Source organism: Cohnella panacarvi Gsoil 349, assembly GCF_000515335.1.
Lineage (GTDB): Bacteria > Bacillota > Bacilli > Paenibacillales > Paenibacillaceae > Cohnella > Cohnella panacarvi.
Map to the genome: position 1 here is coordinate 1,168,408 of NZ_KI911563.1, position 24,544 is coordinate 1,192,951.

The following is a 24,544-nucleotide window of genomic DNA, read 5'->3' on the forward strand; positions in this document are numbered from 1 at the left end:
AGCGCACGAAGAGACCTCGCGGGGATTGCCCGCGAGGTCTCTTCGCGCGTTATCGATTGATTAGTAACCGAGCGCTTCTTTTGCTTTTTTCCATTTCGCGTTCAGCTCATCGTAGTACTTGGCAAGATCTTTCGCGACGATCGCGTCTTGCGTGTATTTGCCGACGCCGAGATCGATCTCCGCCTTGTTGGCGATTTCGTTGAACTTCGGATCCGTCGCTTGGTCTTCCAAGAACGCCGGATTGTACGATTGGAACTCGGCCAGTTGCGGAACTTTCGCTTGCTGCGACTTATCGACCGGCATGAAGCCTTGCGAATCCACGTAGCCGGATTCTTTGACGAAGAAGTCGACCCACTTGAACGCCAGCTCCTTATTCTTGCTGTTCTTGCTTACGCCGATGAAGTAGTCCGGTCCGAGCGGAGCGTTCAGCTTGCCGCTGTTGTCGTAAGGGAGCGGGAAAAATCCGATGTCTTCGGAGGCCGCGCCAGCGCCGATGACTTGCGGAATGACCCAGTTGCCCAGGAAGTACATCGCCGCTTTGCCGGATGCCACCTCGCCTTTGGACATTTCCCAATTGTTCGTCGCGAGGTCTTTCTCTACCCAACCCTCTTGAACGAATTTGCGGGCGATGTTCATCAACGTGCCCCATGGGCTGTCGACCGTCCATACCTCGTCGGCAGCTACGAATTTGTCGAAGTATTTCATATCGCCGGCGACGTATTTAACCGAGTTCTCGGCCCAGTTGCCGATCGGCCATTGCGCCCCGTAGTTCATGTACAGCGGAATGATGCCCGCGTCTTCGAGCTTTTGCGCGGCTGCATAGAATTCGTCGAGCGTCGTCGGCGCTTTGTCGATGCCCGCTTTCGCGAACGCTTGCTTGTTGTATACGATGCCTTGGGTATTCACGCCGGTCGGCAAGCCGTAGCTCTTGCCGTCGTTCGATCTGTAGTTGGAGAACCAGACGTTCTCGAGCATCGATTCCGGCAGCGGCTCGTAGTAGTTGCCGAGCTCGCTGTTCGGCAAGCCGGAGTCCATCATGTTGACGTCGCCGGCTTCTCCGGTCGTCAGGCGAACTTTAATGTCGTTCGCGTAGTTCGTGATCGCTTCGAATTCGAGTTCCGCGTCAGGCGCGTATTTCGCTTTGAAAGCTTCCGCGTATTTGTCCATCGTGCCGTCGTCGACAAGGTCTGTGCGGTGCGTGAGGACGACCAGCTTACCGGAGAGCTCCGCGGCTGGACTTGCGGATTCCGATGCCGCCGGGCTTTCGGAAGAAGACGACGAAGCCGGTGCGGAAGATGCCGGAGAAGCTTTCTCGTTATTGTTGTCGCTGCCGCATGCCGCGAGCATGCCGGCGGACAACGTCAGAACAGATGCAAGTGCGATTGCTTTTTTCATGTTCTGTATGACCCCCATACCTCGTTTTATTAAAGCGCGTCGAATCCGACCGGGAGGCGGATTGACATCGCTTACATTTCAAAATATAAATTTTTTCGCCGCCGATGAAAATGCATTTGTTTTGTTTTTATTGTCTCTCATTATGATAACAAAATATAAATTTTAGTTTATAACCGCGCGAGTCTCTCTAAGCCCTCCAAGCAAGCTCTTCCGTTATGGTAGGGACATTTCCACTGATCTACCTTCGGATAAGACGGCACCGGGACGCCTTCCCGCGTCACTTGCCAATGCCATTCGCCGTTAATCGGATCGCTGATGAACTTCTTGATGAACGTCCAACTGTTGCGCGCGGCTTGCGAATACTTCTCGTTGCCCGTCAACTGGTAAGCGTTCAAGAAGCCGACCATCGCTTCCGCCTGCGGCCACCAATCCTTGGAATCGTCTAGATGACCGCGACCGTCCGCCTCGTTGAATACGCCGCCGTCCGCATCGATTCCCTCGGCCAGCGTCGCGTCCGCCATCGCCAACGCTTCCCCCCGAACGCGCGCGATCCGCGCTTCGTCGCCGAGCGCGTCGGCAGCTTCGCATAGAAGCCAACTGCCTTCGATATCGTGGCCGTACGAGATATGGCCGGATTTCGACGTCCATTCGTCGTCGAAGAACAGCAGGAAATGATGGCTGTCCGCGTTCACGATTTTGTCCAGATGGATATCGATGAGATCGGCCAGCTTCATGTGCAACCCTTCCGGCTGCCAGACGCGATAAAGATTCGTGTACGCTTCAAGCACGTGCAAATGCGTGTTCATCGACTTGCGCTCGTTCAAGTCTTTTCCGCTGAGACTCAGGTCGTCCGTCTGCGTCCAATCCGCCGACAGCGCCTCGATGTAGCCGCGATGCACGGGGTCGTAGGCGTGTTTCTCGATTAACAGGTAGATCTCTTTCGCCCAATCGAGCGCTTCGCTTGAGCCGGTCGCCCGGTAAAACTCGGCGAGCGCATAGATCGCGAACGCTTGGCCGTAAACTTGCTTCTTGCTCTCGACAGGCTCGCCGGCCGCGCTGACCATCCAGTACAGACCGCCGTTCGCCCGGTCGCGGAACCGCGAATTCAGCTCCTTGTACGCCCGCTGCGCCATCGTCAAATAAGCTTCGTCTTGATAGGCCCTATATGCGCTGGCGAACATCCATAAGATGCGGGCGTTCAATACGAGCCCTTTGTCCGCGTCTTCCTTGACCGTCATATCGCTCTTGATCTCGCCGACGAATCCGCCGTGCTTCTCGTTGATCGTCCGTTTCATCCAGAAGCCTAGAATCGTCGATTTAAGCTCTTCCTCAAGCTCGCGCCGCCACTGGTCGTTCGTAAGTGCCGTGCTCATGGCGTCTTCTGCGCCTCCTTGCCGGACCCGTGCGAATTTCGAGACTCGTAATATTCGCGAACGATCGCCTCGGCCCGCTTGCCGTACATGCAATAGTCGTCGTTCTTGGAAGCGTCAGCCGCGTCGTACAGGCGTGCCGGCCAATCCCAAAGCATATAACCGCGCATCCATTCCCGCTTCGAGCAAGCCTCGAACATGACGCGATAATAGCTTGCTTGTTCCTCCTCGGAAGGCGCTCCCGCAAGCGACCAATCGTTAGGCTTCTGCGCGGAGCCTTCGCGGCTCGGGCATCCGCCTTCCATGAAGAAGAACGGTTTCTCCCATTCGTTCACGACGGCCTCGATGCGATCCAGATGCCCCTCCCACTCTCCGATCGGATAGTAGCCGCTGGAGGATATCATATCGACCGCGTCCCACCACGTCAGGCGGTCTTCTTGGTATTTATCGCAGTTGTAAGTAAGAAGTCCGTTATAAACTTTACGGACTTCCGAGATCAATGCGCGCCATTCGTTCTCCCGGTTGTCCGCCTGCACCATCTCGCAGCCGACGCACAACATCTCGCAGCCTTCTTCCTCTGCGATTCGCGCGTAATGCACGATAAACTCGGTATAGGAGGCGAACCACTCGGTCCAACTCGGCTCCCCCGGCACGTCTTGTTGGAAGAACGCGATGTGAGCCCGCCATGTTCCGTTCGCGCAGTTCACGACCGGCTTCACGCATACTTTAAGCCCAAGCGACTTCGCCTGGCGAATCGCCCATCTGACTTCGTCGTCGGTCACGGTCGGCGCTTCTTCGTAATCAATCTTCGTCGATTGCGCCGTCTTCTGCAGCGCTTCTAACGCGATCGCGACCCAATTGACTCCTACCGCGCTCATTGTCCGCATCGAATGTTCCGCTTCGGCTCCGCCCCACGTACCTCGAACGCCGGTCCACCCCCACGTCATGCCGTTGACCGTCTCCGCCCATGTCTTCATTGCCGATAACCTCCTGCTTCGTATTCCTCTCAAATAATTGCTAACTTTATCACTTTGTTTGCATAACAGAATAACAATATACAAACAAATTTTATCACCCACGTGATTGTTGTCAACAGAAAATCATTGTTAAAAAGAGTAAAGGCCGTGGGGACTAGAGGCCCCTGCACTAACTACATCTAATGAGACTGAGGGCTGTTGGGACACCTGCACTAACTACATCTGAATGGCCTCAAATTTTTGGTTTACCCCATTTAACTGTACGAAACACATGTAACTCGTCCGATTAAGCGCTATCAACCTATATTCCGCCGAACTTGATGCACTCCGTACAACTAATCACCAATCTAATTCCTTCATTTACAAATTGCTGTATTTCGTACAGCTAACCAATCCACTAAAGGTACTGAGCAACAATAACGCCACTTAGGTACTGAGCAACAATAAAGCCACTAAAGGTACTGAGCAACAATAACGCCACTTAGGTACTGAGCAAAATAAAAAACTGCCGCTCATCAGCGACAGTTCACCTTCTTCAGAATGCATATGATTACTTCGAGCTAGGCGCGGGCCCGGTCGACTCGCGAATGAGCAGATCGCCGGCCAGCAGGATTTTCTCCTTCGGTCCGTCCGGATGTTCGACCCGCCATAGCAGCGTATCGACGGCGCGTTGGCCGAGCGCTTCCTTGTTGACGTGCACCGTGCTTAGCCTCGGGATGGCCATCGCCGCGTCATCGATGTTATCGAAGCCGGTGACCGAACACCGTCCCGGCACATCGATACCGTGACGCAAGAGCACCGTCGTCATGCAAATCGCGATCGAATCGTTCGCGCAGACGAAAGCCGTCGGCAACTTGTCCTCCTCGATCAGCTTGCGGACGATCGCGTCTAAGCTATCGGTCATCTCCGACCGGTTATCTCCTTCGAACTCAAGCAGCCCCTTACGCTGATCGAGCATCATCTCTTGCTCTTCCATCATCGAACGGAAGCCGAGCCACCGGTCGAAAAAGCTGCGCGAAAACCGGATGTTGCCGACGAATTGGAGATCGCGGTGCCCGTTGCCGAGCAAATAGTTGGTCGTTCTGCGGAGACATTCGTAGTTGTTCATGAACAGGACGTCCGAAGGAATGAGCGGATCCTCATGATCGACCAGCACGAACGGAATGCCGAGATTGCGAATTTCCAGCAGCAACTGGTTCGAGATATGACCGACCCCGAGCAAGCCGAGCACGGCGTCGGGATTGATCAGCTTCGTGAAGTTGTCCGATATGTGCTCCGTCACGATCATCATTCCGAGATGGTTCTGCTCGAGTGCGTTCGTAACGCCGTCGATGATGCGCCCCCAGAACGTCGACTGCCGGTTCTGATCCCGCACGTTCGGAATAAGCACGATAATCGTGTTGCGGTCGGACATCGCCGGCCTGCCTACCTGCGTTCTGCCCGTCGTTGGACGCACCCGCTTCTGAACGAAATAACCGAGCTGCGTGGCAGCCTGGATGATTTTCTCCCGCGTATCCGGGCTGACGCCGGACTTGCCTGACAACGCCTTGGATACGGCGAATTTGGACACGCCGACTTGATCGGCGATCTGCTGCATCGTAATTTTCTTGGACATAATCTTGTGTTCACTCCGCTCATAGAAAGAAAAACGCCCGGACGTATGATAACAAATTTTCAAATGTTATCATAACATATTCCGTGCGTTAGCGATACTCGTTGCGGCAGGGCTAACCAATAGGGCTTACTTAACGGCGCCGTTCGTGACCCCCGCGAAAATAAACCGTTGCAGCAGCAAAAAGATAATGACCGTCGGAATGAAAATCACGAGAATGCCCGCGGAAATGACATTCATCTGAGCCGCGTTCGGGCCTACGAAGCTGAAGATGGCCGTCGATACGACTTTAAGCTTCTGAGAAGGCATGTACAGGAACGGCACGTAGAAGTCGTTATAGATCGAGATCGACTTCAAGATGATGAGCGTCGCCGTCGCCGGACCGAGCAGCGGGAAGATGATCGATCGATAGATTCTAAACAGCGAAGCTCCTTCGATCATGGCGCTCTCGTCCAAGTCTCGCGGTATATTATGGATGAATTGCAAGTAGATGACGATCTGCAAGACGTCCGCGCCCATGTACAGCAACATCGGCGCCTTCAGCGTATTGTACACGCCGAGCCACTTGATGACGCTGAACGTAGCGACTTGCGTCGTCACGAGCGGAATGACTTGAGCGATCAAATACAGGCCCATGATCGGCGTCCTCAGCTTGAAATCGAAACGTCCGAGCGCGTAGGCGACCATCGTGCCGATGATGACGTTTCCCGTAAGCGCGACGACCATGATGATCGCGATGTTCTTGAAGCCGAGGTCAAGCTTGCCGACTTTGAATACGCGTTCGAAGTTCTCGAAGTTAAAGAAATCGTTCGGCAGGCCGAGCCCCGATTGATAGAACTCGACTTTCGTCTTGAACGCGCCGACGAACACGGAATAGATCGGGAAGAACACGACGAATACGCCGATCAGCAACGTCAAATATTGGATCGCTCTGATCGAGAAAGTTCCGCGCAGCATCTTATTTGCCCTCCCTGAACAGCACTTTGCGTTGGATCGCGATGAAGAACAGCACGATCATGAGCAGGACGACGGCCATCGCCGAGGCAAGTCCGAAGTTCTCGAACTTGAACGCCATATCGACCGTTTGGATGACGAAAGTAGACGTGCCGCCCGCGCCGAGCATCATGACGTAAGGAATATCGAATGCTTCCAGCGCGCCCGTCAGCGTGAGGACGAGCATAAGCTCGATGACTTTCCGCAAGCTTGGCAGCGTAATGAAACGGAACGTCTGCCAACTGCCCGCCCCGTCGATCTTCGACGCTTCGTACAAGTCGTTCGGAATCGATTGCAACGCGCCGATGAAGATCACCATGCTAAGACCGAAATACTTCCACATCGATATAAAAGCCAGAGAGAAGTTGACGATATGCGGATTGCCGAGCCAGAGTTGCTGCCAAGATTCGAGACCGATCGCGCCTAGGAAAATATTCAGCGAGCCGTACTCGGCGTGGTACACGTTCTTGAACATGATGACCGTGGCGACGCTATGCAGGACATACGGCAAAAACAACAGCACGCGGAAGACGTATTTGCCTTTGAGCCTGCCGTTCAGAACGACGGCGAAGTACAAGGCGACCGCGGTCTGCAACAATCCGCCGATGAAGTAGTACAAGTTGTTCTTGAACGCGGCGAAAATATCGGGTCTCGTGAAAATCTCTTTATAGTTCGCGAAGCCGACCCAGCTCTGGTCGAAACCGATACCGTCCCAGTCCGTCAAGCTGAAGTAGAACAACGCCGCCGCCGGATACAGCGAGAACGCGCCTAACAGAGCCAGAGGAATCGTTAGAAATCCGAATAAGATCATGTATTTTTGCGTCTTGTAGCTCAAGTTCAAAGAGATCCCGCCTTTCAGTCCAATCATCGTTTGTCGAATCGGAAACGCTTTCAACAAGATTATACTGACATTCGTTATTGAATTTTAGAGACTGTGTTTGTTTTCATTGTCTTCTATTTAGATAATCTTCACCTAACATCATCATCTCGTGCGATCCCTGTATTCCCTCGGCGTGCAGCCGACGACTTTCTTGAACACCTTATTGAAATAAGCCGGGTCGGCGTACCCGACCTTCTCTCCGATCTCGTATGTTTTAAGGGCGCTCCGATCCCGGAGCATATCTTTGGCGCGATCGATTCGCACGGAAATCAGGAAATCCGTGATCGTCTCTCCCGTCTCCGTCTTGAATAGCTTGCTTAAATAGCTCGGCGTGAGATAGACTTCCTCGGCTAATCGGTTAAGCTCGAGCTCTTCGGTATAATGCTGCGCGATATACGCTTTGACGGTCTCGATCGCCCGATTCTCCTGCCGGCTTTCCTGAAGCACGCGGAACTGCTCTTCGACCTCGCTAAGGAACGATATCGAGAAGGCGCCGAAATCCGGGAACCTCTGCGGAAAACACGCTTTCGCTCGGGGTTGACGCGGGGCCGTGTCGGCGGTCTTAGCGTTCGCGTATCGGTGAATGAACGCGAGCACGGCTTCGCAGCCCTCGCGCAGCTCCGTCCATGGATGCGCGTCTTCTTTGCACGTTCTGAACCATCTGGCGATCCATTCCTTGGCGCGCGCGAAGTCGGATAACGTCATTGTCTCTTGGAACTCCCGGTCGAGCAGCACGAGCAGGTGCGTCACGGAATGCTGCCGCTTCGGCAAGCGGGAGTAGTCCGCGAAGACGCGCCTGCCGGAATCGTACCAGGCATGCTGAATCGCTAATTCGGCTTGCCGATAAGCTTCCCGAAGCCAGGATGCGCCGCGGAACACGTTGCTGCCTCCGATTCTGCCCTCGAACGAGGGAGGCAGCCGATAAAGCAGCGTGTGCCCTATCTCTCGGGCGCTCTCCGCATGATCCGCGCAGTTCATGCCGACGATTAACGCATAGCAATCGTCTCCCGCCATTAGCTTCCAACTCTGCAACCATCCTTCGGCCGCCGATTCGAGCATCTCCTCCGGCGATTCCGGCATGTTGCTGCGGATGATGTAAACCGCATAGGGAACACTGAATAAAGGAGACAGCTCCAACGCTTTGCCCGCTTCCTGCCGAAGTTGCTTCGGCAATAGCTCCGCTTCATTAAAGAGCAACAAACCGAGCTGATCCTCCCGCATCGCCAGCTCCTTCTCGCGCTCCAGAGCCAGGCACTCATCCACCTTGCGCAGAAGCTGCTCCAGTTCGCCTTTATCTACCGGCTTCAGCAAGTATTCCTCGACGCCGTACCGAAGCGCTTGCCGCGCGAACGCAAAATCATCGAAACCGCTTACGATCGCGATTCTCGAACGCGGCGCCCGTTCCTTAAGCCGTTCGATAAGCTCAAGACCGTTCATATTGGGCATCTTCATATCCGTAATGACCAAGTCTGCCTGCATCTCCTGCTTGTCAAGCTGTTCCAGCAGCTCGAAGCCGCTCGCGAATACGCCCGTCACGCGGAACTGTTCCCCGGCTTGCGAGATCAGCTTCGCCAAACCTTGCCGGATGCGTTCTTCATCGTCCACGACGACGACGTTAACCATGAATTCGTCCCCCTTTCGACGGTTCGATCGGAATTTTCACGGTCACGTTCGTCCCGACCCCAAGCTCGCTATCGATGCTGATGCCGTACCCTTCTCCGAACCGCAGCTTAAGTCGTTCGTTCACGTTTCTTAATCCGATGCCGCCTCCGCCTTCCGACTGCTTGCGTTCTCGGTTGTTAAGCGTACTCCGCAGCCGCCTCAACGCGGCTTGATCCATGCCGACGCCGTCGTCGGAAATCGTAAACAATCGATCCGCGCCTGCTTCGTCGTATTTCAAGCGAATCGTCATCTTCGGCTTCGTTTCGTCCATGCCATGGTATACCGCGTTCTCCACGATCGGTTGGAACAATAGCTTCATGATCGGCATGTTCATATCGACGTTCCCGTCCGGCATCCTGAGCTCGAATCGATTGTCTCCGTAACGATAATTCAGGAGTTGAAGATACATTTCCAGATGCTCCAGTTCCATGGCTAGCGACACCTTCTCGGTCCCCGACCCGATCCCGTACCGAAGCAGTTTCCCGAGCAACTGAGCCATATCGCTGACTTCGGAGTCGTCGTTAATGACGGCCGTCATCCGGATGGATTCAAGCGTATTGTAGATGAAGTGAGGGTTGATCTGATTCTGCAACGCTTCAAGCTCCGCCTCGTTCTTCCGCCTGCCGGCCATATAGACGTCGTGCAGCAGCGACTTGACGCGGTCGATCATCCGGTTAAAGGCGCCTCCGACGACGCCGATCTCGTCGCGGCCCTTGACCGGGAACGTAACGTCCAGATTGCCGGTCTGCACTTTCTTCATCAGACGCACGAGCGACCGCAACGGCTTCGTCAGCGTGAAGGTGAATATCATCGAGATGAACAGAGCGAACCCGGTAATGGCGATCGCGGACGCCACGGTTACGTTACGGATCCGCATGGCGTCGCCCATCAGATTGCCCTGAGGGATCGTGACGAATATTTTCCAGCCGGTATTCCGAGATTCCCGGTAAATGGACAATACGGATTCGCCGTCGATATTCGTATGGAAGCTGCCGGATTCTCCGGAAGCCTGCCGAAGCAGTTCGCTAGATTGCATGTTCTGCGCCAAAAATTTCTTCTCGCTATCGAATACGACCCGGCCGGTATTGTCCACGATCAGCGTCGACCCTTGCGTCGCATCGTCCAAGTCCTTCACGATATTCTCGATGACGTCGATATTCGCGTCGACGGCGATCATGCCGAGCGACTCGAAGTTCGTGTCGATAATTTCCCGGACGACGGAGAACACGTAGCGGCTGCCCGAACGGCCGCTCACTTCCTGCGTGCTGACGAGCACCGGCGTGCCGTGCTGCGCGTACGCAAGCGCTTTCCATTCTTCGTATACCGAAGTTAAGTCCTTTCGAATGCCATCGCTTTTCGTCGTGAAATAATAATGTCCGTAACGGTCGAATAAGTACACCGAGTTGGAGCCCGAGCTCTTGATATTGTTCAGGAAGTATATGCTGCCCTCGACGCGCCGCAGCAGTTGAAGCTCTTCGCCGGACAGTCCTCCGCGGGAGTCGTCCACGATCCGGTCCGGATCGTTCTGGTGCATCGGCAACATTTCGTAATATTTATTCGAAATTTTAAGTCCTTCCTTGATCTCGTCCAAGTAAGAAGGGATGATCGATATTTTCTTCATATCCTCCATATAGTCGTCCAGCTTGCTGATCATTGTGTCCGAGATTTGGGACACGTAGGTGATCGTATTGCGCTCGATCGAATCGGTATAGCGTTCGGCGGATATGTAGCTTAACGCTCCGATGGGCAGAATAATCAGAAACAAAAATACGATAAAAAGCTTCCCTTCCATTCTGTTCAGGGGCGAAGGGAGCCGAGTCCACCTGCCGGGATTCCATTTCATTCGATCGCTCCTCCTCTTTATGATAGTAGTGTAGCATAATTTTTTGCTAACAAAATGACTAAAATTGCAAATAAAAGTCCCCGCTTTACCGCAAAGGTAAAACGGGGACCGGTTAAACTTACGGGTAAGCGGCTTATCGAACGTCGTCGCGGCTTCTGCTGCGCATGCCGGCTAAACCGAACAGACCGAGCAGACCGAGCCAACCCCAGCTGAACCCTCTGTTATTCGTCGTCGTCGCCGCAGCCCGATAGCTGTTCGTGCGCACGCCGTTGGTGGTTACTCTGTTGGTGTTATAGGCGTTCATACGGTTTCTGTCGTACGTGCCATAAGTGCCTGCCCGATCGTTCGTAACCATGCCGTTAGTATTGTTCCGATCGAACGGATTGAGATCGACTCGATTACCGTTATTATTGAACGGGTTGAGATCCCCTCGCATCCGGTCCACGTCGTTCACGAACGTGCGATTCATCGTACCCGGATTCAACATGTTATTGTTGGTTTGCCCATACGTCTGCGACGTGGCCGGAGACGTTGGCGTTTGCGCGAAGGCCGGGGTAACTGCGGCAACGGACAAACTGCTCACCAGTAATGAACTCAACAACAGCTTTTTCAAGTTGACGCCTCCTTGATGTGTATCGTTTGAGTACACCTCTAATTTCTCCGCCGCGCCCGATATTCATCCGTCCGCCCTATAGCCAATATGCTAACAATGTTCTAATATTTGCAATCCAACTTGGCTAATACTTGTCCTTTATAATGAAAGCCTACACTATTGAGAAAGGCGGTGGATCGCTTGCGCGAATTGGCCGATAAAGTACAACGGATGGACGACGAACAGCTTATCATCGAATATAAATCCGTGTCTCCTTTCTCAGCGAACGACGAGTTTATCCAATTGCTTCTTAAAGAAATCGTCAAACGAAAAATCAACATCGACCACGTTCTGAACCAGCTGCACCTCCAACCGTATCCGGAAGCAGCCGCGCGTACAGGAGCGGAACCGTTTCGGAAATGATTCGTTAGCCCATCCCAGCAGCCACGCCACCGCATAAACTGTGTTCGTGATGATTCATCACAATAACTATCGGTGGTGATACGCATGGGATACCCTGTAGCAGGTGAAGGCGCTGGATATGGCGGTATGGGTGCAGCTGCTTTTGCGCTCGTCTTATTCATCCTCTTAGTCATCATCCTGAAAGCCGGTTATTGATCGATTGAAGAAATGCAACAACCCCGCCTGGAAAGCTCCGGGCGGGGTTGTTCGTTGTCGGGTTACAGCAGTCGCAGGGCGCCCGCGATCAAATAAATCCCGCCTAAAGAGGCAAGCGACAGTACGAGCGTCGCGAACAACCGTTGCGGGATTCGGGGAACGACTTTGAACCCCGCGTAAGCTCCGACCGCCACTGCGGGAATAACCCATGCGTCGATCGTAAGCGAGTCGGCGGTAATGAGCCCGAGATGCGCCGTGAAAGGCACCTTAATTACGTTCACCAGAAAGAAGAAGAAGGCGTTCGTGCCGATGAACGACGTCTTGTTCATTCCCTTGGACAATAAGTATATGGACATGATGCTTCCCGCCGCGTTGCCGACCATCGTCGTGAATCCGGCCAAGACGCCGAGTAATGCATGAAAGGCGGCCGACTTCGTAAAAGCTACGTTCAACGCGCGTTCCAGCCGTTCTCTGCTTACGTGGACGCCGATCAGCAGCAGCACGAGCGTACCGATCAACAATCCGAGCGAGCGGTTATTGATGGCTTCGAGCACGAAGTAACCTCCGCCCATGCCTACCAACATCCATGGCAATAAGACAAAGAGCGGTTTCCATTCCACCGCTCGCCGATAATAGACGATGGCGATGACGTCGCCCGTAATCAAGATCGGCGTAAGAAGCCCGACGGAATCGCTGGCGGGGAAGACGGACACCAGCATCGCTGCGACGAATATGCCCAGCGTCGGAACGCCCGTCTTGGAGAAGCCGACCAGCAGAGCTGCGATGATCGTAAGGATAAGTTGCAACGGCGTAAGATCCATGAGCGCTCCTTCTACGGAAAAAGAACCCTTCGTTTCCGAAGGGTTCTGTCATTGAAGATGATGGTGCGGTCGAGAGGACTCGAACCTCCACGGTATTGCTACCACTGGAACCTGAATCCAGCGCGTCTGCCAATTCCGCCACGACCGCATGTTATAAGGTGATGTCTAGGTTTATCATAATCGCGTTGCGCCGCGTATCCGAACAACCTTGTCTCAATCACGTAGCTTATAATAGCATGGGGTTCGAAGCGAAGTCAAGCAACCGGAGGAAGTTATAATTTTCAGTTAATATCGCGTTAATCTTGACGGTTAATAAGACGGAGATATCGCCGAACTGCCCGGGATTGCCATCCCTTCCCAGCCCGGGTCGGCCGAGAATTCCGTATCCTGCAAGTAATCCTGCATACCGCCTCTGCTGATCCTGCTGCTGCTGCCGCTGCGAAGCCTGTCCGGTTCGATCGCATGTACGATCGAGCTATCGCTTAGCGCGGCATGAATGGCGTTGCCGACTTGCATGACGCCTTGAGACAGCGCATGGCCGCCGGCCGTGGCCGCAACGACAGCGACGGCTTCCATGATTTGCGAGTCGCTCGCTCCATGAGCCAACGCTTCCTGTACGTGATATTGCATCGAATTTTCGTTATTCGCATATAGAGATACGCAAAGGGCGATCAGTTGCTTCGTGAGGGCGTTCAGCTCCCCGTTCCCAAGGCACTGGCTGGCGAACCGATCGTACGCATCCTCGATCTGTCTCGGCATCGCAGCGAACCCTTCCGAATCTTCTTCGAATCCTATGAACGCGTGATGGTTTGCCAGCGACATGATAACGCCTCCCCGGTCATTGCCGTCGATGATGTTGATCCTGTCGTCTACTATGCCACATTGCCTTGAAAATCATTCCATCAGCGATGGTCTCGGTTCCGAAGCCGCTTGCATCCGGTATCCGCGCTTCACTTTAACGACCCTTCGATTCGGTCGGCGAACGAGCACGTACTCGTCGTCCCAAGCGACGACGATCCCGACGACGTCGTTCTGTTCCAGCGCGTCCCTGACGATTCGAATTTTCGTTCCTTCTTCGCGATATTGATTCAGTTGGTCGTCATTCATTTCGGTTTCCTCCTCGATACAATCGGATCCTCGTCGGGCTCGAACCAACTCGCCCTTATTCGCAAGAAAACCCGCGCGGATCGTCGTCCTCGCGGGTTATTCCTTATTGCTTACGCGGTCAGTTACCCGACATGCTCTCTCGTATCGTTCGTCTCGTACCAGTAATCCAATACGGTGCTCGACATCACCCGCTTGCTGACATAATCGACCTGCTTCTCGGTAAAACGTTCTTTCCAGTCGATGCCAAGCTCTTCGGACAACTTAACGATCGTCAGAAGCTCGGACCAAGCGACGTACCGTTTGTACCAGAAAAATTGCGGGTGCTCGATCATATACGGATACAAATCGTCGAATTCCGTATGTTTGCAGTCGAGCGCGCGCTCGAAATGGATTTTGGCTGCTTCCAGTTTATCAAGAAAAAACTCACCCGACAGTTCAATATTCCCCATATTGCTGCTCGCCTCCCCCTGCAAGTTACTCTTATTATACGTTAAAGTTCTTCCATTGCGAAAGAAGGTAAATCATCCAGTCCCGATGCTGCGTCGCTTACTCTTCGAACGTAATTCGGCCTGCTTCCAGCGATTGAATTTTGACGAGCGTCTCCACCTTAAAGCCGAGCTCGCGCAGCGCGCGTCCGCCGGCTTGGAACGACTTCTCGAGCACGATGCCGATTCCCGCGAGACTCGCGCCGGATTGCTCGATGATCTTGATTAGCCCTCTTGCCGCATCGCCGTTGGCGATAATGTCGTCGATGAACAGCACCGAATCCTCCGGGCTGAGCAGATGACGGGAGACGATCAGATCGGTAACGATCCCTTTCGTAAAAGACGGCACGCGTTCGCAGTAGGCGTCCGATTCCCCTAGCAGCGTCTTCTTCCTTCGGGCGAACACGAGCGGCACTCCAAGCTGCAACGCCGTCGCGAAAGCGACCGGGATGCCCGAGGATTCCACCGTAATGACTTTGGTAATCCGAGTCTCCGCGAAACGCTTGGCGAATTCTTTGCCCATCTCCATCGTCAGTTGCGGATCCACGCCGTGGTTCAGCAGCGAATCCAACTTAAGTACGTCTGAATTGATGACGCTCGCTTCTTTTAATATTCTCTCCTTGAGAATGTCCATATTTCTCCTCCAACGCCCGATTCTTTTCCGTTTAACGTACCATATCCGTTTCCCTCGCGCAACCGGTAAACAAGCAGGACGAAGGGCGAGAAACCGGTGCTTTCGCCGCTTAGGGAATGAGCCGAACGATGGAGGCGGAGACCCCTTCAACTGTCAACACGATGCGACAAAAGACCTGTTTTACCAACTTTTTCATGATCGGCGCAACTTTTCATTGAATGGATATGTCATACTATATATAGTTACGCCGGAGGGGAGGCGAAAGGACATGTTGGGATCTGCCAGAACATGGTTTGTAGCGTTGACGATAGCGGCCGTAAGCGCGTTACTGGTCTCTTGCGGATCGATGGGCGAGCATTCCGCAGTGTCCGAGCCGAGCGAATCGATCGGTAACGCCCATCAGATACCCTCTTCCCAGGCACGGGACTTGTCCGCGCAATCTTCGCTTGACGCCAATGCGCAATCCGAATCCTCAGCGGCAACTTCGGGCGGCGACAGCGGCGTCGGCGTTTCCAACGCGGCAACGCCGGAGCCTTCGACAACGGCAGACGGCAAAGCCGTCCAGGAAGCACCCTTCGACAGCGGTCATCCGATGCTGAACGGCATCGGCTTTCAAGATAACATCGAATCAATCGAACAACGATTCGGCCTTTCCGAATCGAAGTATGAGTTGCCCGGCGACCATGCGACGATCGACATGAGGGAGTATCCGGGTTTCACCGTCGGCTTCGGCGGCGACGGCGACGTCATCTACGTCGAGCTGACATCTAGCGAAGCGCCTACCGGGATTACTGGGCTGAAGTTGGGCATGCCCGGACAACAAGCGGCAGAACTGCTGGAAATTCTCGATCATCCCGGCTCGCACGTCCTGACGATGGATTTGAGCGAAGGCTGGCTCAAGCTGGACCTCGATCCCGACACGCACGACGTCCTTTCGATCAAGCTGATCGGATCCGAATAGACGGGGACCCTCCACTAAGGAGGGTCTCTTTGATTTGCTTCGTATTCTAGTTTTTGGGCACCCCCGCATATCGCGCTTTAGCGTTACCGCACAACGTTACTTCGGCTCACCCCTGGCACATCGGCGTTTTAGCGTTACCGCACAACGTTACTTCGGCTCACCCCTGGCACATCGGCGCTTTAGCGTTACCGCACAACGTTACTTCGGCTCACCCCTGGCACATCGGCGCTTTAGCGTTATCGTACAACGTTACTTCGGCTCACCCCTGGCACATCGGCGCTTTAGCGTTACCGCACAACGTTACTTCGGCTCACCCCTGGCACATCGGCGCTTTAGCGTTACCGCACAACGTTACTTCGGCTCACCCCTGGCACATCGGCGTTTTAGCGTTATCGTACAACGTTACTTCGGCTCACCCCTGGCACATCGGCGCTTTAGCGTTACCGCACAACGTTACTTCGGCTCACCCCTGGCACATCGGCGCTTTAGCGTTACCGCGCAACGTTACTTCGGCTCACCCCTGGCACATCGGCGCTTTAGCAGCCTGTCGGAGGCTAATCCGACACTTTATCTTGATCTTGATAATAAGGAAAAGCCATCCACGAATTGTCGTGGATGGCTTCTCTTATGCGGTCGATTAAAGCTCGCCCTTCTCCGCGAGAAGATGAACGGCAAGCACGAACATGGCGTGCGACCAAGTAAGCGGCACGACCCAAGCCGTCTCGCCGGTATCGCGATCGACCTGCTCCGGCAACAGCCCGGACGGCGTCACGTGCTTCACCGCATAGTCGAGCAGCTTGCGGGCATCGTCGTAACGGCCTTGCCGCGTCCGATAATGGCTCAGCCACAGCGTCGTTAAGATCCATGGATTGCCGCCGATATACGTATCGTTCTCGTAACGCTTGATGCCGCCGACCTTCGGCGACGTCAGCAGCTTCTCGATCGCGTCGGCCGTCTGCGCCATTCTCGGAGAATCGACGGGAACGACGCCGAACGGCACGCTAAGGCCGAGCAAGCTGATGTCTACGATCGGATCGACTTCGAGCACGTGCTTCCAGTAGCCTTTATCCCGCTGGAACGCCTGCCCCTTCTCTCCGCGCGCGATCGCCGCTTCGTACTCTTCCTTCGAGACGGTCAGCTTCACGCCGCGATAATACGAAGAACGCCCTTCGTTCCAACAGAACGCCTCGATGGACTCCGCGATCTTGCGCGCGACTTGCTCCCACTCCGTCGCAAGATTATCGCGGCCTTTGCGCCGAGCGAACGATGCAGCAGCGTTCAGTCCCCCGAATACCGCCGCCGCGGAGTACGTGTGCGCCGCTTCGCGCTCTTCCCACAAATCTCTGCTTGGCAGCGGCAATCCCGTCTCCGGGTCGATGAACGAGACGAGGAACGCCGCCCCCTTCTCTACCGCAGGCCATACGCGATCTAGGAAAGCTTGCTTCTCGCCGGCATAGACGTAATAGTCCCACATGCCCCATAGCAGGGAAGAGCCTTCGTCGATTTGCAATCCCCAATGAGGAGCCAGCCTGCCGTCGTGGTAATGGCGCTGTTGCCAAGAACCGTCAGGATCTTGCGCGGACAATGCCCACTCGTAGAATTTCTCCGATAACGAGCCGAGACCGGCTTTGTTGAACGCCGTCGTGACGAAAGCCGCATCGCGGCCCCAGCTATAAGCATATCCGCCGCAACGGCTGAAGTATTCGTCGAACTCCGGAGCGGCGACGATCGTCCCCGTCTCCTCGTCCGCCATTAGCTTCATCGCCAGCAAGGAACGCTCGTACAGCTCAGCGATCGATTCGTCTTTCGACGGACAAGGAACGGCAGCGGCAAGATAGTTCGCCCAGTATGACCCCATGTCTCCGTACCATTCTGATTGCGGACGGGATTTGGCGGTCGCGAGCGCAGCCAGCGCTTCATGCCGGCCATGGCCTGCCGCGATATACAGCGTCAGCTCGACCGATTGACCGGGAGCGATGCCCGCGAACGTCCACGACATCGCGCCGTCCGGCTGCATGTCGATCGTATTGCCGTTCAAGTAGCCGTTCGCAACGCTCGGCCACGCGCCGGACCCGGCTTGATAGCCGTCGCACTCTTGCGAGCTGCCGATCGCGAACGCGTATTCGTGGCGGTGATGCAGCAACGCGTCAAGTTCCCCCCGGAACTCGGTCGTTGCATAAAATTCGTTCTCCGCGATCCGGAACGATCCGTAATGATAGAACGTCACATTGCGCGTCTCGTTGCCGTCATTGCTCAGGCGGTACGACCTCGCATAAAGCGGCTGACCCGGTACGGCATAGTCGGTTTGCTCCACCGATACCGGATAGTCCGGCCGGCTGGCGCGAACGCGGTAAGCGTTCGTATGCGGCACGTATCCCGCCTCATGCGTCCACCCCGCTGCGGCATCGTCAAACCACTGAACGCCCCCCGGCGTCCCGCTCGCTTGAAGTCCCGTGCGGATTTCGTCCACATGCTGCGGAAAATCGATGTGCGGCCACCATAACCGGTACAGTCTCCCGGTATTGCCGAGCGACGCCAGCATGGCGGAATTGCCCGCAATGGCATCTACGAGGTAAGGCTTTTTGCGCAGATGTTGTTGCAGTCTTTCTTGATTACTCAATGTAGCAGCTCCTTTGAAGCCCGGAACGCCGGACGATTCTCCCGGGCCGGGTAGTCGTTGAGTCTGCCCGAAGCGACGCCGTAGGTATAGAGCACCTAACCATCGGCACTGTCGCCTCCCCCTCGGGTCCGCGAATCGTCCTCACCTTATTTTACAACATCTCGCCGATTTACGGAAACAGCCGGAATTGCAGCCAGAGCGCGCCGAGCGTCACGAGAAGCACGGGAACGGTAAGCAGGAAGCCATATTTGATATATTCGAGGATGCTCAATCGAACGCCGTCGCGGCGCAGCAATTGCAGCCACAGGAGCGTCGCGAGCGATCCGATCGGCGTCAGCTTCGCTCCGACGGACATGCCGATCAAGCTCGCGAAAGGCATGATCGCGTGGCCTCCCTCCAGTTCGCTGATCGACAGCGAAGAGACGAGTACGGCAGGCAGATTGTTCATGACCGCCGCTAATAACGAGAATAGAGCGCCGGAGCCGAATATCATGCCGGCAAGTCCTGAACGATCGAGCGGCGTAAGCAGCGAAGAGAACCAATCCGTGCCGCCATGCAGGTGCACGCTGTAAACGATCAAATACATCGAGAGGGCGAACGCGACGATTAGCCAAGGCGTCCTGCGCAGCAGCCGCATGGAATCGACGCTCCGCGTCGCGATGCCCGCGAGCCATAGCAAAGCCGCCCCGCCGCAGGCGATTGCCGACACGGGAAGTTCGATGCTCTCCGAGTAATAATAAAGGACCATAATCAATAGGAATACGAGCCACGACAGCTTAAACACGCTGCGGTTCTTGATGACCGACGCGGGCTCGGGAAATGAGAAGGAGGACTGAACTTGCTTCCGGACCGAGCGGCCGAAGAGCACGACCAGCATACCGATCGTCGCGAACGATGCGGTTATACCGGGGAACGCCATCTCGCGAGCGAAATCGCCGAACGAAATGCCGAAGTAATCCGCGGTCAGGATGTTCGTCAAATTGCTCACCATCAGCGTCGCGCTTGCGGTATCGGCCATGAAGCCTACGGCCAGCAAATAAGCGATTCTTGCCCGGAAGCCCATCCCGAGCAAAGCGGTCACTTCCAATACGATCGGCGTCATGATCAATATCGTTCCGTCGTTATTGAAGAAAGTCGTTATCAGACTCGCGACAAGAGACAATCCGACCATTAACGTTATAGGGCGGCGATGGAACCTTCGGACGACGTGCAAAGCCGCCCATTTGAAAAACCCGTTGTCGTCCATCACGCCGGTCAGCACCATAATGCCGATTAACGATAACGTCGCATTCCACACGACCTGCCATATATATTCGGCGTCCGACCAAGCTAACGTGCCTAGGGCAAGCAGAATCACTGCTCCCGGCACGGCATATGCGGCTTCGTTCAAGCCGCGCGGCCGCCAAATAATCAGAACGAGCGTGATCGAGAAAACAATAATCGATAGGGACAAAGCCATGTGGACATCTCCTGGTGTCATGCCCGTCCGATCGTTGACATAAGTTGATAGGAAGGGAGGACAAGATTAGGTCTGGGGGGTCCGCCGTATGAAACAATGGGCGTTAAGCTTACAAGTCGCATTCACCTTTATCGGGACCGTCGTCGGCGCGGGATTCGCTTCCGGCCGGGAAGTGATGCAATTTTTTACGAGGTTCGGCATGTGGGGGCCGTACTTGATCATCGTATCTACGTTATTCTTCGTCTGGATCGGGGCCAAGGTCATGCTGTTGTCGGCGGAGCTGAAAGCCAAGTCGTACGAAGATTTGAACAAGCATCTGTTCGGCGCCCGTCCGGGCAAATGGGTCAGCAACCTCATGCTCGTCGTGCTTCTCGGCGTGAACGCGGTCATGCTGGCGGGAGCCGGTTCGGTATTCTCCGAGCACTTGAACCTCAGCTACCAGACGGGTTTGATCGTAACGATGTTCGCATGCTTCGTCCTGCTTAGAAAAGGGATGAACGCGATCCTTACCATCAATACGTTCGTCGTGCCGGTCATGATGGGCTTTACGTTGTTCCTTATGATCGAGACGTTGCGTGAGCCGAGTTCCGGACACTGGCTTTCGGCGCCAAGCGAGCTGTCGCCTTGGGCGGCTTGGCTATCGCCGTTCCTGTACGCGGCTTTCAACCTGTCGATGTCCCAAGCGGTGCTCGTTCCGCTCGGCTCGGCGATCGGAGACATCCGCATCCTGAGGCGAGGGGCTTGGATCGGCGGCATCGGAATTGGCATCCTGCTGCTCGCCGGCCATTTGGCTTTGTCCGCTCGGATGCCGGGCGTCGCCCAGTTCGAAATCCCGATGGGCGGCATCGCTCGGGAGCTAGGCGCTTGGCTGCACTGGATTTATGTGTTCCTGATCTTCATGGAAATTTTCTCGACGCTTGTCGCCGATATTTACGGGCTTACGCTGCAGTTGCACGAACGCACTCGCGTATCCCGAAGCATACTGACGATGACGCTTCTGTTTATTTGTTTTCTCGCGGGACAGTTCGGCTTCGGTTACTTGCTGTCGACTCTCTACCCGATGTTCGGACTGCTAAGCCTAGGGTGGCTGTTCCTGATTACGAAAAATCGAGCGAAGCCCCCCGCCGGTCCGCCGAATCCGCCGGTTAAGGAAGAGCTAGCCGCTTGGCGTCTTTGATGCCGTGTTCCAGCAGGTCCGCCACATGGCGGTGGCAAGTGAACAGAATCAATTGGCGGCTGCCCGAGATTTCCTCGAGCACGGGAAGCGTGCTCGCCAGTCTCTTCTCGTCGAAATGGACGAACAGGTCGTCGAGCAAGAGAGGCAACGGGCGCTCCCGCGATGTCGCTTCGCAAAGAGCGAAGCGCATCGCGAGGTATAGCTGTTCTTGCGTGCCGCGGCTTAAGAAGGCGCTGTCCAGCAACTGCCGGTTCGCCGATTCCGCGAGCAGCCCGGACCGATCCCCGGGGGCGACGATTCTCTCGTACGCGCCGCCGGTCATCAGGTTGAACAATCGAGAGGCCCGTTTCAGTACCTCCGGCTGCCGCTCTTCCTCGAACGCGGCTTTGGCCCGCGACATCAGCCGTTCGCTGAGCGCGAGCACGGCATACCGCGCAAGCAGCGATTCAAGCTGGCTTTCGCGCTCGATCAGCGTCTGCCTTCTGTCTTCCAGCTCCGCGTCCGTACGAAGACGCTCCAGCTCCTGCATCAGACGGCCCCGGCGATCAAACAGCTCCGTTCGTCTGCGCTCCTCGGCGGCAAGCGCCGCGTTCTGCTCCGAGAGGATGGCGGCCAAGGCGGCTTCGTCGTGTTCCCGAAGCCATGCGTACAGCTTCTCCCGGGCAGCCTCCGATCTCCCGGATTCGATTCTGAGCTGAATGTCGCGCGCTTCCCTGCGAAGCGTCCTGCACCGTTCGTCGACGCGCAATCTCAGCTCCAGCTCCGCTTCGTCCGTCGAATGCGACTCGGCCAGGAACGCCTCGATATCCGCCTCGGCAAGCTCAGCTTGCTCGCGAAGCTTGCCGACTAGGGCGGCGGCCGTCTCTAGCTGCCGTTCCGTTCGATGCGCCTCCCGTCTCGCCTCCTGTTGCCTGGCCGCTTCGGTATAGAGATAGCGGACGGCAAGCACGGCGTCCGACGAGATCGCCGGCGGCAGCGACGCTTGCGATTGCGCGATCAACCGGGCAGCCGATTGTTCGAATCCTTCGATCGCGTGCCGGACCGTCTGCTGCCGCTCCGCGACACGCTGTCTATGACGCAACGCGGTCAGCGCTTGGTCTGCCTGATTGAATAGGTCGGATAGGGAGTCCGTGTTTAAACCGGCAGTCAACGCGTAGCTTTGAAGCCAATGCTGCCAACGCGCGTTCAACTCTTCGATCCGCTCGTTCAGCCGAGTCCGTTCCCTCTCGAGCAGTTGTTGCTCCGTACGCAACTCATTGCCGCGCCTTGCCCGTTGCTCTCGGTTCGCGGCATCGCGATCGCGACGTTCGAGCTCTCCGAGCCGAGCATGGACAGCTTCGCGCAGCTGTCTCCAAGCCTCATCGGCTTGGACGGCTTGCAGGTTGGCTTCGCGATGGTCTACGCTCTTACCGGCTTCGGGCATAAGGCTCGCAGCCGCCGTCTCCGGATCCGCGATGAGCTGGCGGAGCCGCTCCGAGACTTGGTTGCGATGAGCTCGGATGTTCGCGAGCGTCGATTCATCCAGCCTTGGGAATCCGACATCCGCCGGACCGGTCGATCGGCCGCTCGTTCGATAGGCGATGTAAGCAAGTCCGCCCGCCAGCAACAAGAAGACGGCAGAGATCGCCGCCATAATCGGATCAACCGATCCGCCGTCGCCCCGTAGCGCGAACGGCATGATGATGGCTGCGACGGCAAGCAAGGCAGCCGAGCCTCCGATCATCGCGACGGGAAAGCGATCCGTTCGGCTGCTTCCCGCTCGTCGCGCTCGCTTGCCTCTGCCGTACCCGGCGGCATGATCATCGCTCTGCGCAGGCATGACGGCGCGCGGCGGCACGACCCGCTCGAACGCGCGCATCGCATCCTCCAAACCGTGCCACGCTTGCAGCAGGCTCGTCCGGTCCCGAGGCAGAAACCGAAGAGTTTCGAAACCGTCAGGCGCTTCCTCTTCATGAGGGGCTTCGGCCATTTCGGCGTGCAACGCTTCCGACATGCGCTCGATCCGCTTCAGCTCGCCCGCAATCGGTTCGAGCGCGCGCTGCGCTTCCTCCCGCTCTCTGGCGAGCCGTCTAAGCTGCTCCTGCTCGGACAGTGCGCTCCCGAACGCGCGCAGCTCGCCTTCTCCCCATCCGGGAGAGAGGCGCATCAAATACGAGGAAAGCTGCTCCTCCAGCATTCGGCGTTCGGCTTCGAGCTCCGCGGCTTCTTCTCTCCGCGCGGCAATCCCTTCGCGAAGCGATTCCAGCCGCTCCCATTCAGGCAACGATTCTAGCAGGGCGTTCGACCATGTGTATGAATCTCTAGTTCTCGTAAGTTCCGCCATTGCCTGATTCGCTTGCTCAAGTTTCTCCGCAAGCTCGCTTCGCCGCGCTTTCAACTCCGTCCACCGCGACTGCGCCGACTCCTGCAGCAACGGAGCGGCCGGATTCGGCAACGAACTCCTCGCTTCCTCCTCTTCGAGCCGCAACGACTGCGCCTTGAGCCACCATTCGCGCAACTCGTACGCGCTCTGGGATTCGAGGACGCGAGTCCTGAGCAGCGGCAACTGCTGCTCCGTCTCGGCGATGCCAAGCTCGGTTGCGCGAAGCTCCTCGCTCAGCTCGTTGAACAACTGCACTTGATCCCGGCTTTGCCGGATGGCAGCCTCCGCATCCTTGATCGCCGCCAGAAGCTTATTCATCTCTTGCGTGACGCCTTTCGGCCGGTACAGCCGATCCATCTCCGCGCCGAGGCGTCGTCTCGCCGCGGTAAGCGCGGCCCCGCCGGCAAGTCCGGCGTGGTACAAGTAGTTGCCGACTTCTTCGCCCTGCAACGTGCGGAGCTGATGCAGCTCGTCAAGCGAAACCGCGAACAACTGACGGAATAACTTCTCCGTTATGCCACCGAGCGCAAGGCGCTCCCATTCGGCTTGAGAAAGTTGCCTATCCATTCCGGACGGATCTCTTACGGTAAGACCCGAGCCGCGCTCCGCATACCGTTCGAGCAGCCATTCGCGGCCGTCCGGTTCGGCTAAGAGCAGCCTTCCGCCATGTCTACCGCCGCGAACGGGCTCCCCCCGCTCCACAAGCTCCTTGCGCGAAGGAAACCCGTATAGCATGGCGCGAATGAACCGCAACAGCGTGCTTTTGCCGGCTTCGTTCGGGCCGTACAGGATCGTAACGGAACGATCCAACGTCAACAGGGTGCCTTGCAGCGCGCCGTAGCCGTCGACATAAAGCTCGCGAATGAACATTCCGTCACCTCCTCGATACAACAGAATCTCGTCGGGCTCGACCTATCTCACCCTCGATACAACAGAATCTCGTCGGGCTCGACCTATCTCACCCTCGATACAACAG

General features: G+C 56.0%; 20 protein-coding genes and 1 tRNA gene. 3 read left to right on the plus strand and 18 right to left on the minus strand.

Features of this window, described 5'->3' with window-relative positions:
- Positions 1–60 precede the first annotated feature (60 nt).
- The 9 genes from COHPA_RS0105580 to COHPA_RS24215 all read right to left on the minus strand — a co-directional run bounded on the left by COHPA_RS0105580 (position 61) and on the right by COHPA_RS24215 (position 11,345).
- A complete protein-coding gene (locus COHPA_RS0105580) occupies positions 61–1,395 on the minus strand; it encodes an ABC transporter substrate-binding protein (RefSeq protein WP_027085217.1) in 1,335 nt (444 codons plus the stop codon).
- A 167-nt stretch (positions 1,396–1,562) separates the two neighbouring features.
- Positions 1,563–2,768 (minus strand): AGE family epimerase/isomerase, encoded by a 1,206-nt coding sequence (locus tag COHPA_RS0105585; RefSeq protein ID WP_027085218.1) that lies wholly within the window; start codon positions 2,766–2,768, stop codon positions 1,563–1,565.
- Positions 2,765–3,742 (minus strand): glycoside hydrolase family 113, encoded by a 978-nt coding sequence (locus COHPA_RS0105590; RefSeq protein ID WP_027085219.1) that lies wholly within the window; start codon positions 3,740–3,742, stop codon positions 2,765–2,767. Before COHPA_RS0105590 ends, COHPA_RS0105585 begins: the two co-directional genes overlap by 4 nt.
- A 550-nt stretch (positions 3,743–4,292) precedes the next feature.
- Positions 4,293–5,357 (minus strand): LacI family DNA-binding transcriptional regulator, encoded by a 1,065-nt coding sequence (locus COHPA_RS0105595; RefSeq protein ID WP_027085220.1) that lies wholly within the window; start codon positions 5,355–5,357, stop codon positions 4,293–4,295.
- 126 nt (positions 5,358–5,483) lie between these two features.
- Positions 5,484–6,311 (minus strand): carbohydrate ABC transporter permease, encoded by an 828-nt coding sequence (locus tag COHPA_RS0105600; protein ID WP_027085221.1) that lies wholly within the window; start codon positions 6,309–6,311, stop codon positions 5,484–5,486.
- A gap of 1 nt (position 6,312) precedes the next feature.
- Positions 6,313–7,188 (minus strand): carbohydrate ABC transporter permease, encoded by an 876-nt coding sequence (locus COHPA_RS0105605; protein WP_245590282.1) that lies wholly within the window; start codon positions 7,186–7,188, stop codon positions 6,313–6,315.
- A gap of 141 nt (positions 7,189–7,329) precedes the next feature.
- On the minus strand, positions 7,330–8,850 hold the full coding sequence (locus COHPA_RS0105610) for a response regulator (RefSeq protein ID WP_027085223.1): 1,521 nt from the start codon (positions 8,848–8,850) through the stop codon (positions 7,330–7,332).
- Positions 8,843–10,732 (minus strand): cache domain-containing sensor histidine kinase, encoded by a 1,890-nt coding sequence (locus COHPA_RS0105615; protein ID WP_027085224.1) that lies wholly within the window; start codon positions 10,730–10,732, stop codon positions 8,843–8,845. The genes COHPA_RS0105610 and COHPA_RS0105615 overlap by 8 nt, the downstream gene beginning before the upstream one ends.
- A 133-nt stretch (positions 10,733–10,865) precedes the next feature.
- Positions 10,866–11,345 carry a WGxxGxxG family protein gene (locus tag COHPA_RS24215; protein WP_027085225.1) on the minus strand — a complete coding sequence of 160 codons (480 nt, stop codon included), beginning with the start codon at positions 11,343–11,345 and terminating at the stop codon, positions 10,866–10,868.
- Positions 11,346–11,525: 180 nt separating this feature from the next.
- On the opposite strand from COHPA_RS24215, the gene sda reads away from it, so the two are divergent.
- Positions 11,526–11,747, plus strand: a complete 222-nt coding sequence (gene sda / locus COHPA_RS0105625) for a sporulation histidine kinase inhibitor Sda (protein WP_027085226.1) — start codon at positions 11,526–11,528, stop codon at positions 11,745–11,747.
- 257 nt (positions 11,748–12,004) lie between these two features.
- Here sda and COHPA_RS0105635 read toward each other — a convergent pair whose 3' ends face one another.
- The 6 genes from COHPA_RS0105635 to COHPA_RS0105660 form a co-directional block, all read right to left on the minus strand.
- Positions 12,005–12,763: a sulfite exporter TauE/SafE family protein gene (locus tag COHPA_RS0105635; protein ID WP_027085227.1), complete on the minus strand. Its 759-nt coding sequence runs from the start codon at positions 12,761–12,763 to the stop codon at positions 12,005–12,007.
- Between the two features lie 61 nt (positions 12,764–12,824).
- Positions 12,825–12,911 (minus strand) — tRNA-Leu (locus COHPA_RS0105640).
- A 161-nt stretch (positions 12,912–13,072) separates the two neighbouring features.
- Positions 13,073–13,585 carry a carboxymuconolactone decarboxylase family protein gene (locus COHPA_RS24795; RefSeq protein ID WP_027085228.1) on the minus strand — a complete coding sequence of 171 codons (513 nt, stop codon included), beginning with the start codon at positions 13,583–13,585 and terminating at the stop codon, positions 13,073–13,075.
- Positions 13,586–13,657: 72 nt separating this feature from the next.
- A complete protein-coding gene (locus tag COHPA_RS0105650; RefSeq protein ID WP_027085229.1) occupies positions 13,658–13,870 on the minus strand; it encodes a hypothetical protein in 213 nt (70 codons plus the stop codon).
- Positions 13,871–13,992: 122 nt separating this feature from the next.
- Complete coding sequence (locus COHPA_RS0105655; RefSeq protein WP_027085230.1) at positions 13,993–14,319, minus strand: hypothetical protein; 327 nt, start codon at positions 14,317–14,319, stop codon at positions 13,993–13,995.
- A 97-nt stretch (positions 14,320–14,416) separates the two neighbouring features.
- Positions 14,417–14,989: a xanthine phosphoribosyltransferase gene (locus tag COHPA_RS0105660; RefSeq protein ID WP_027085231.1), complete on the minus strand. Its 573-nt coding sequence runs from the start codon at positions 14,987–14,989 to the stop codon at positions 14,417–14,419.
- 268 nt (positions 14,990–15,257) lie between these two features.
- Between COHPA_RS0105660 and COHPA_RS0105665 the strand changes: the two genes are divergently transcribed.
- A complete protein-coding gene (locus COHPA_RS0105665; protein WP_027085232.1) occupies positions 15,258–15,950 on the plus strand; it encodes a hypothetical protein in 693 nt (230 codons plus the stop codon).
- Positions 15,951–16,587: 637 nt separating this feature from the next.
- Here COHPA_RS0105665 and COHPA_RS0105670 read toward each other — a convergent pair.
- Both COHPA_RS0105670 and COHPA_RS0105680 read right to left on the minus strand, forming a co-directional pair.
- Positions 16,588–18,570: a glycoside hydrolase family 15 protein gene (locus COHPA_RS0105670; RefSeq protein WP_027085233.1), complete on the minus strand. Its 1,983-nt coding sequence runs from the start codon at positions 18,568–18,570 to the stop codon at positions 16,588–16,590.
- 169 nt (positions 18,571–18,739) lie between these two features.
- The gene (locus COHPA_RS0105680; RefSeq protein WP_027085234.1) at positions 18,740–20,029 is read right to left on the minus strand and encodes an ArsB/NhaD family transporter; all 1,290 of its coding nucleotides are present in this window, start codon (positions 20,027–20,029) and stop codon (positions 18,740–18,742) included.
- Positions 20,030–20,117: 88 nt separating this feature from the next.
- On the opposite strand from COHPA_RS0105680, the gene COHPA_RS0105685 reads away from it, so the two are divergent.
- Entirely contained in the window at positions 20,118–21,206 is a 1,089-nt protein-coding gene (locus tag COHPA_RS0105685) for a YkvI family membrane protein (RefSeq protein WP_027085235.1), read from the plus strand.
- On the opposite strand, the gene COHPA_RS0105690 is transcribed toward COHPA_RS0105685, so the two are convergent.
- The gene (locus COHPA_RS0105690; RefSeq protein ID WP_027085236.1) at positions 21,175–24,438 is read right to left on the minus strand and encodes an AAA family ATPase; all 3,264 of its coding nucleotides are present in this window, start codon (positions 24,436–24,438) and stop codon (positions 21,175–21,177) included. The two genes, COHPA_RS0105685 and COHPA_RS0105690, sit on opposite strands and share 32 nt — an antisense overlap.
- Positions 24,439–24,544: the final 106 nt, after the last annotated feature.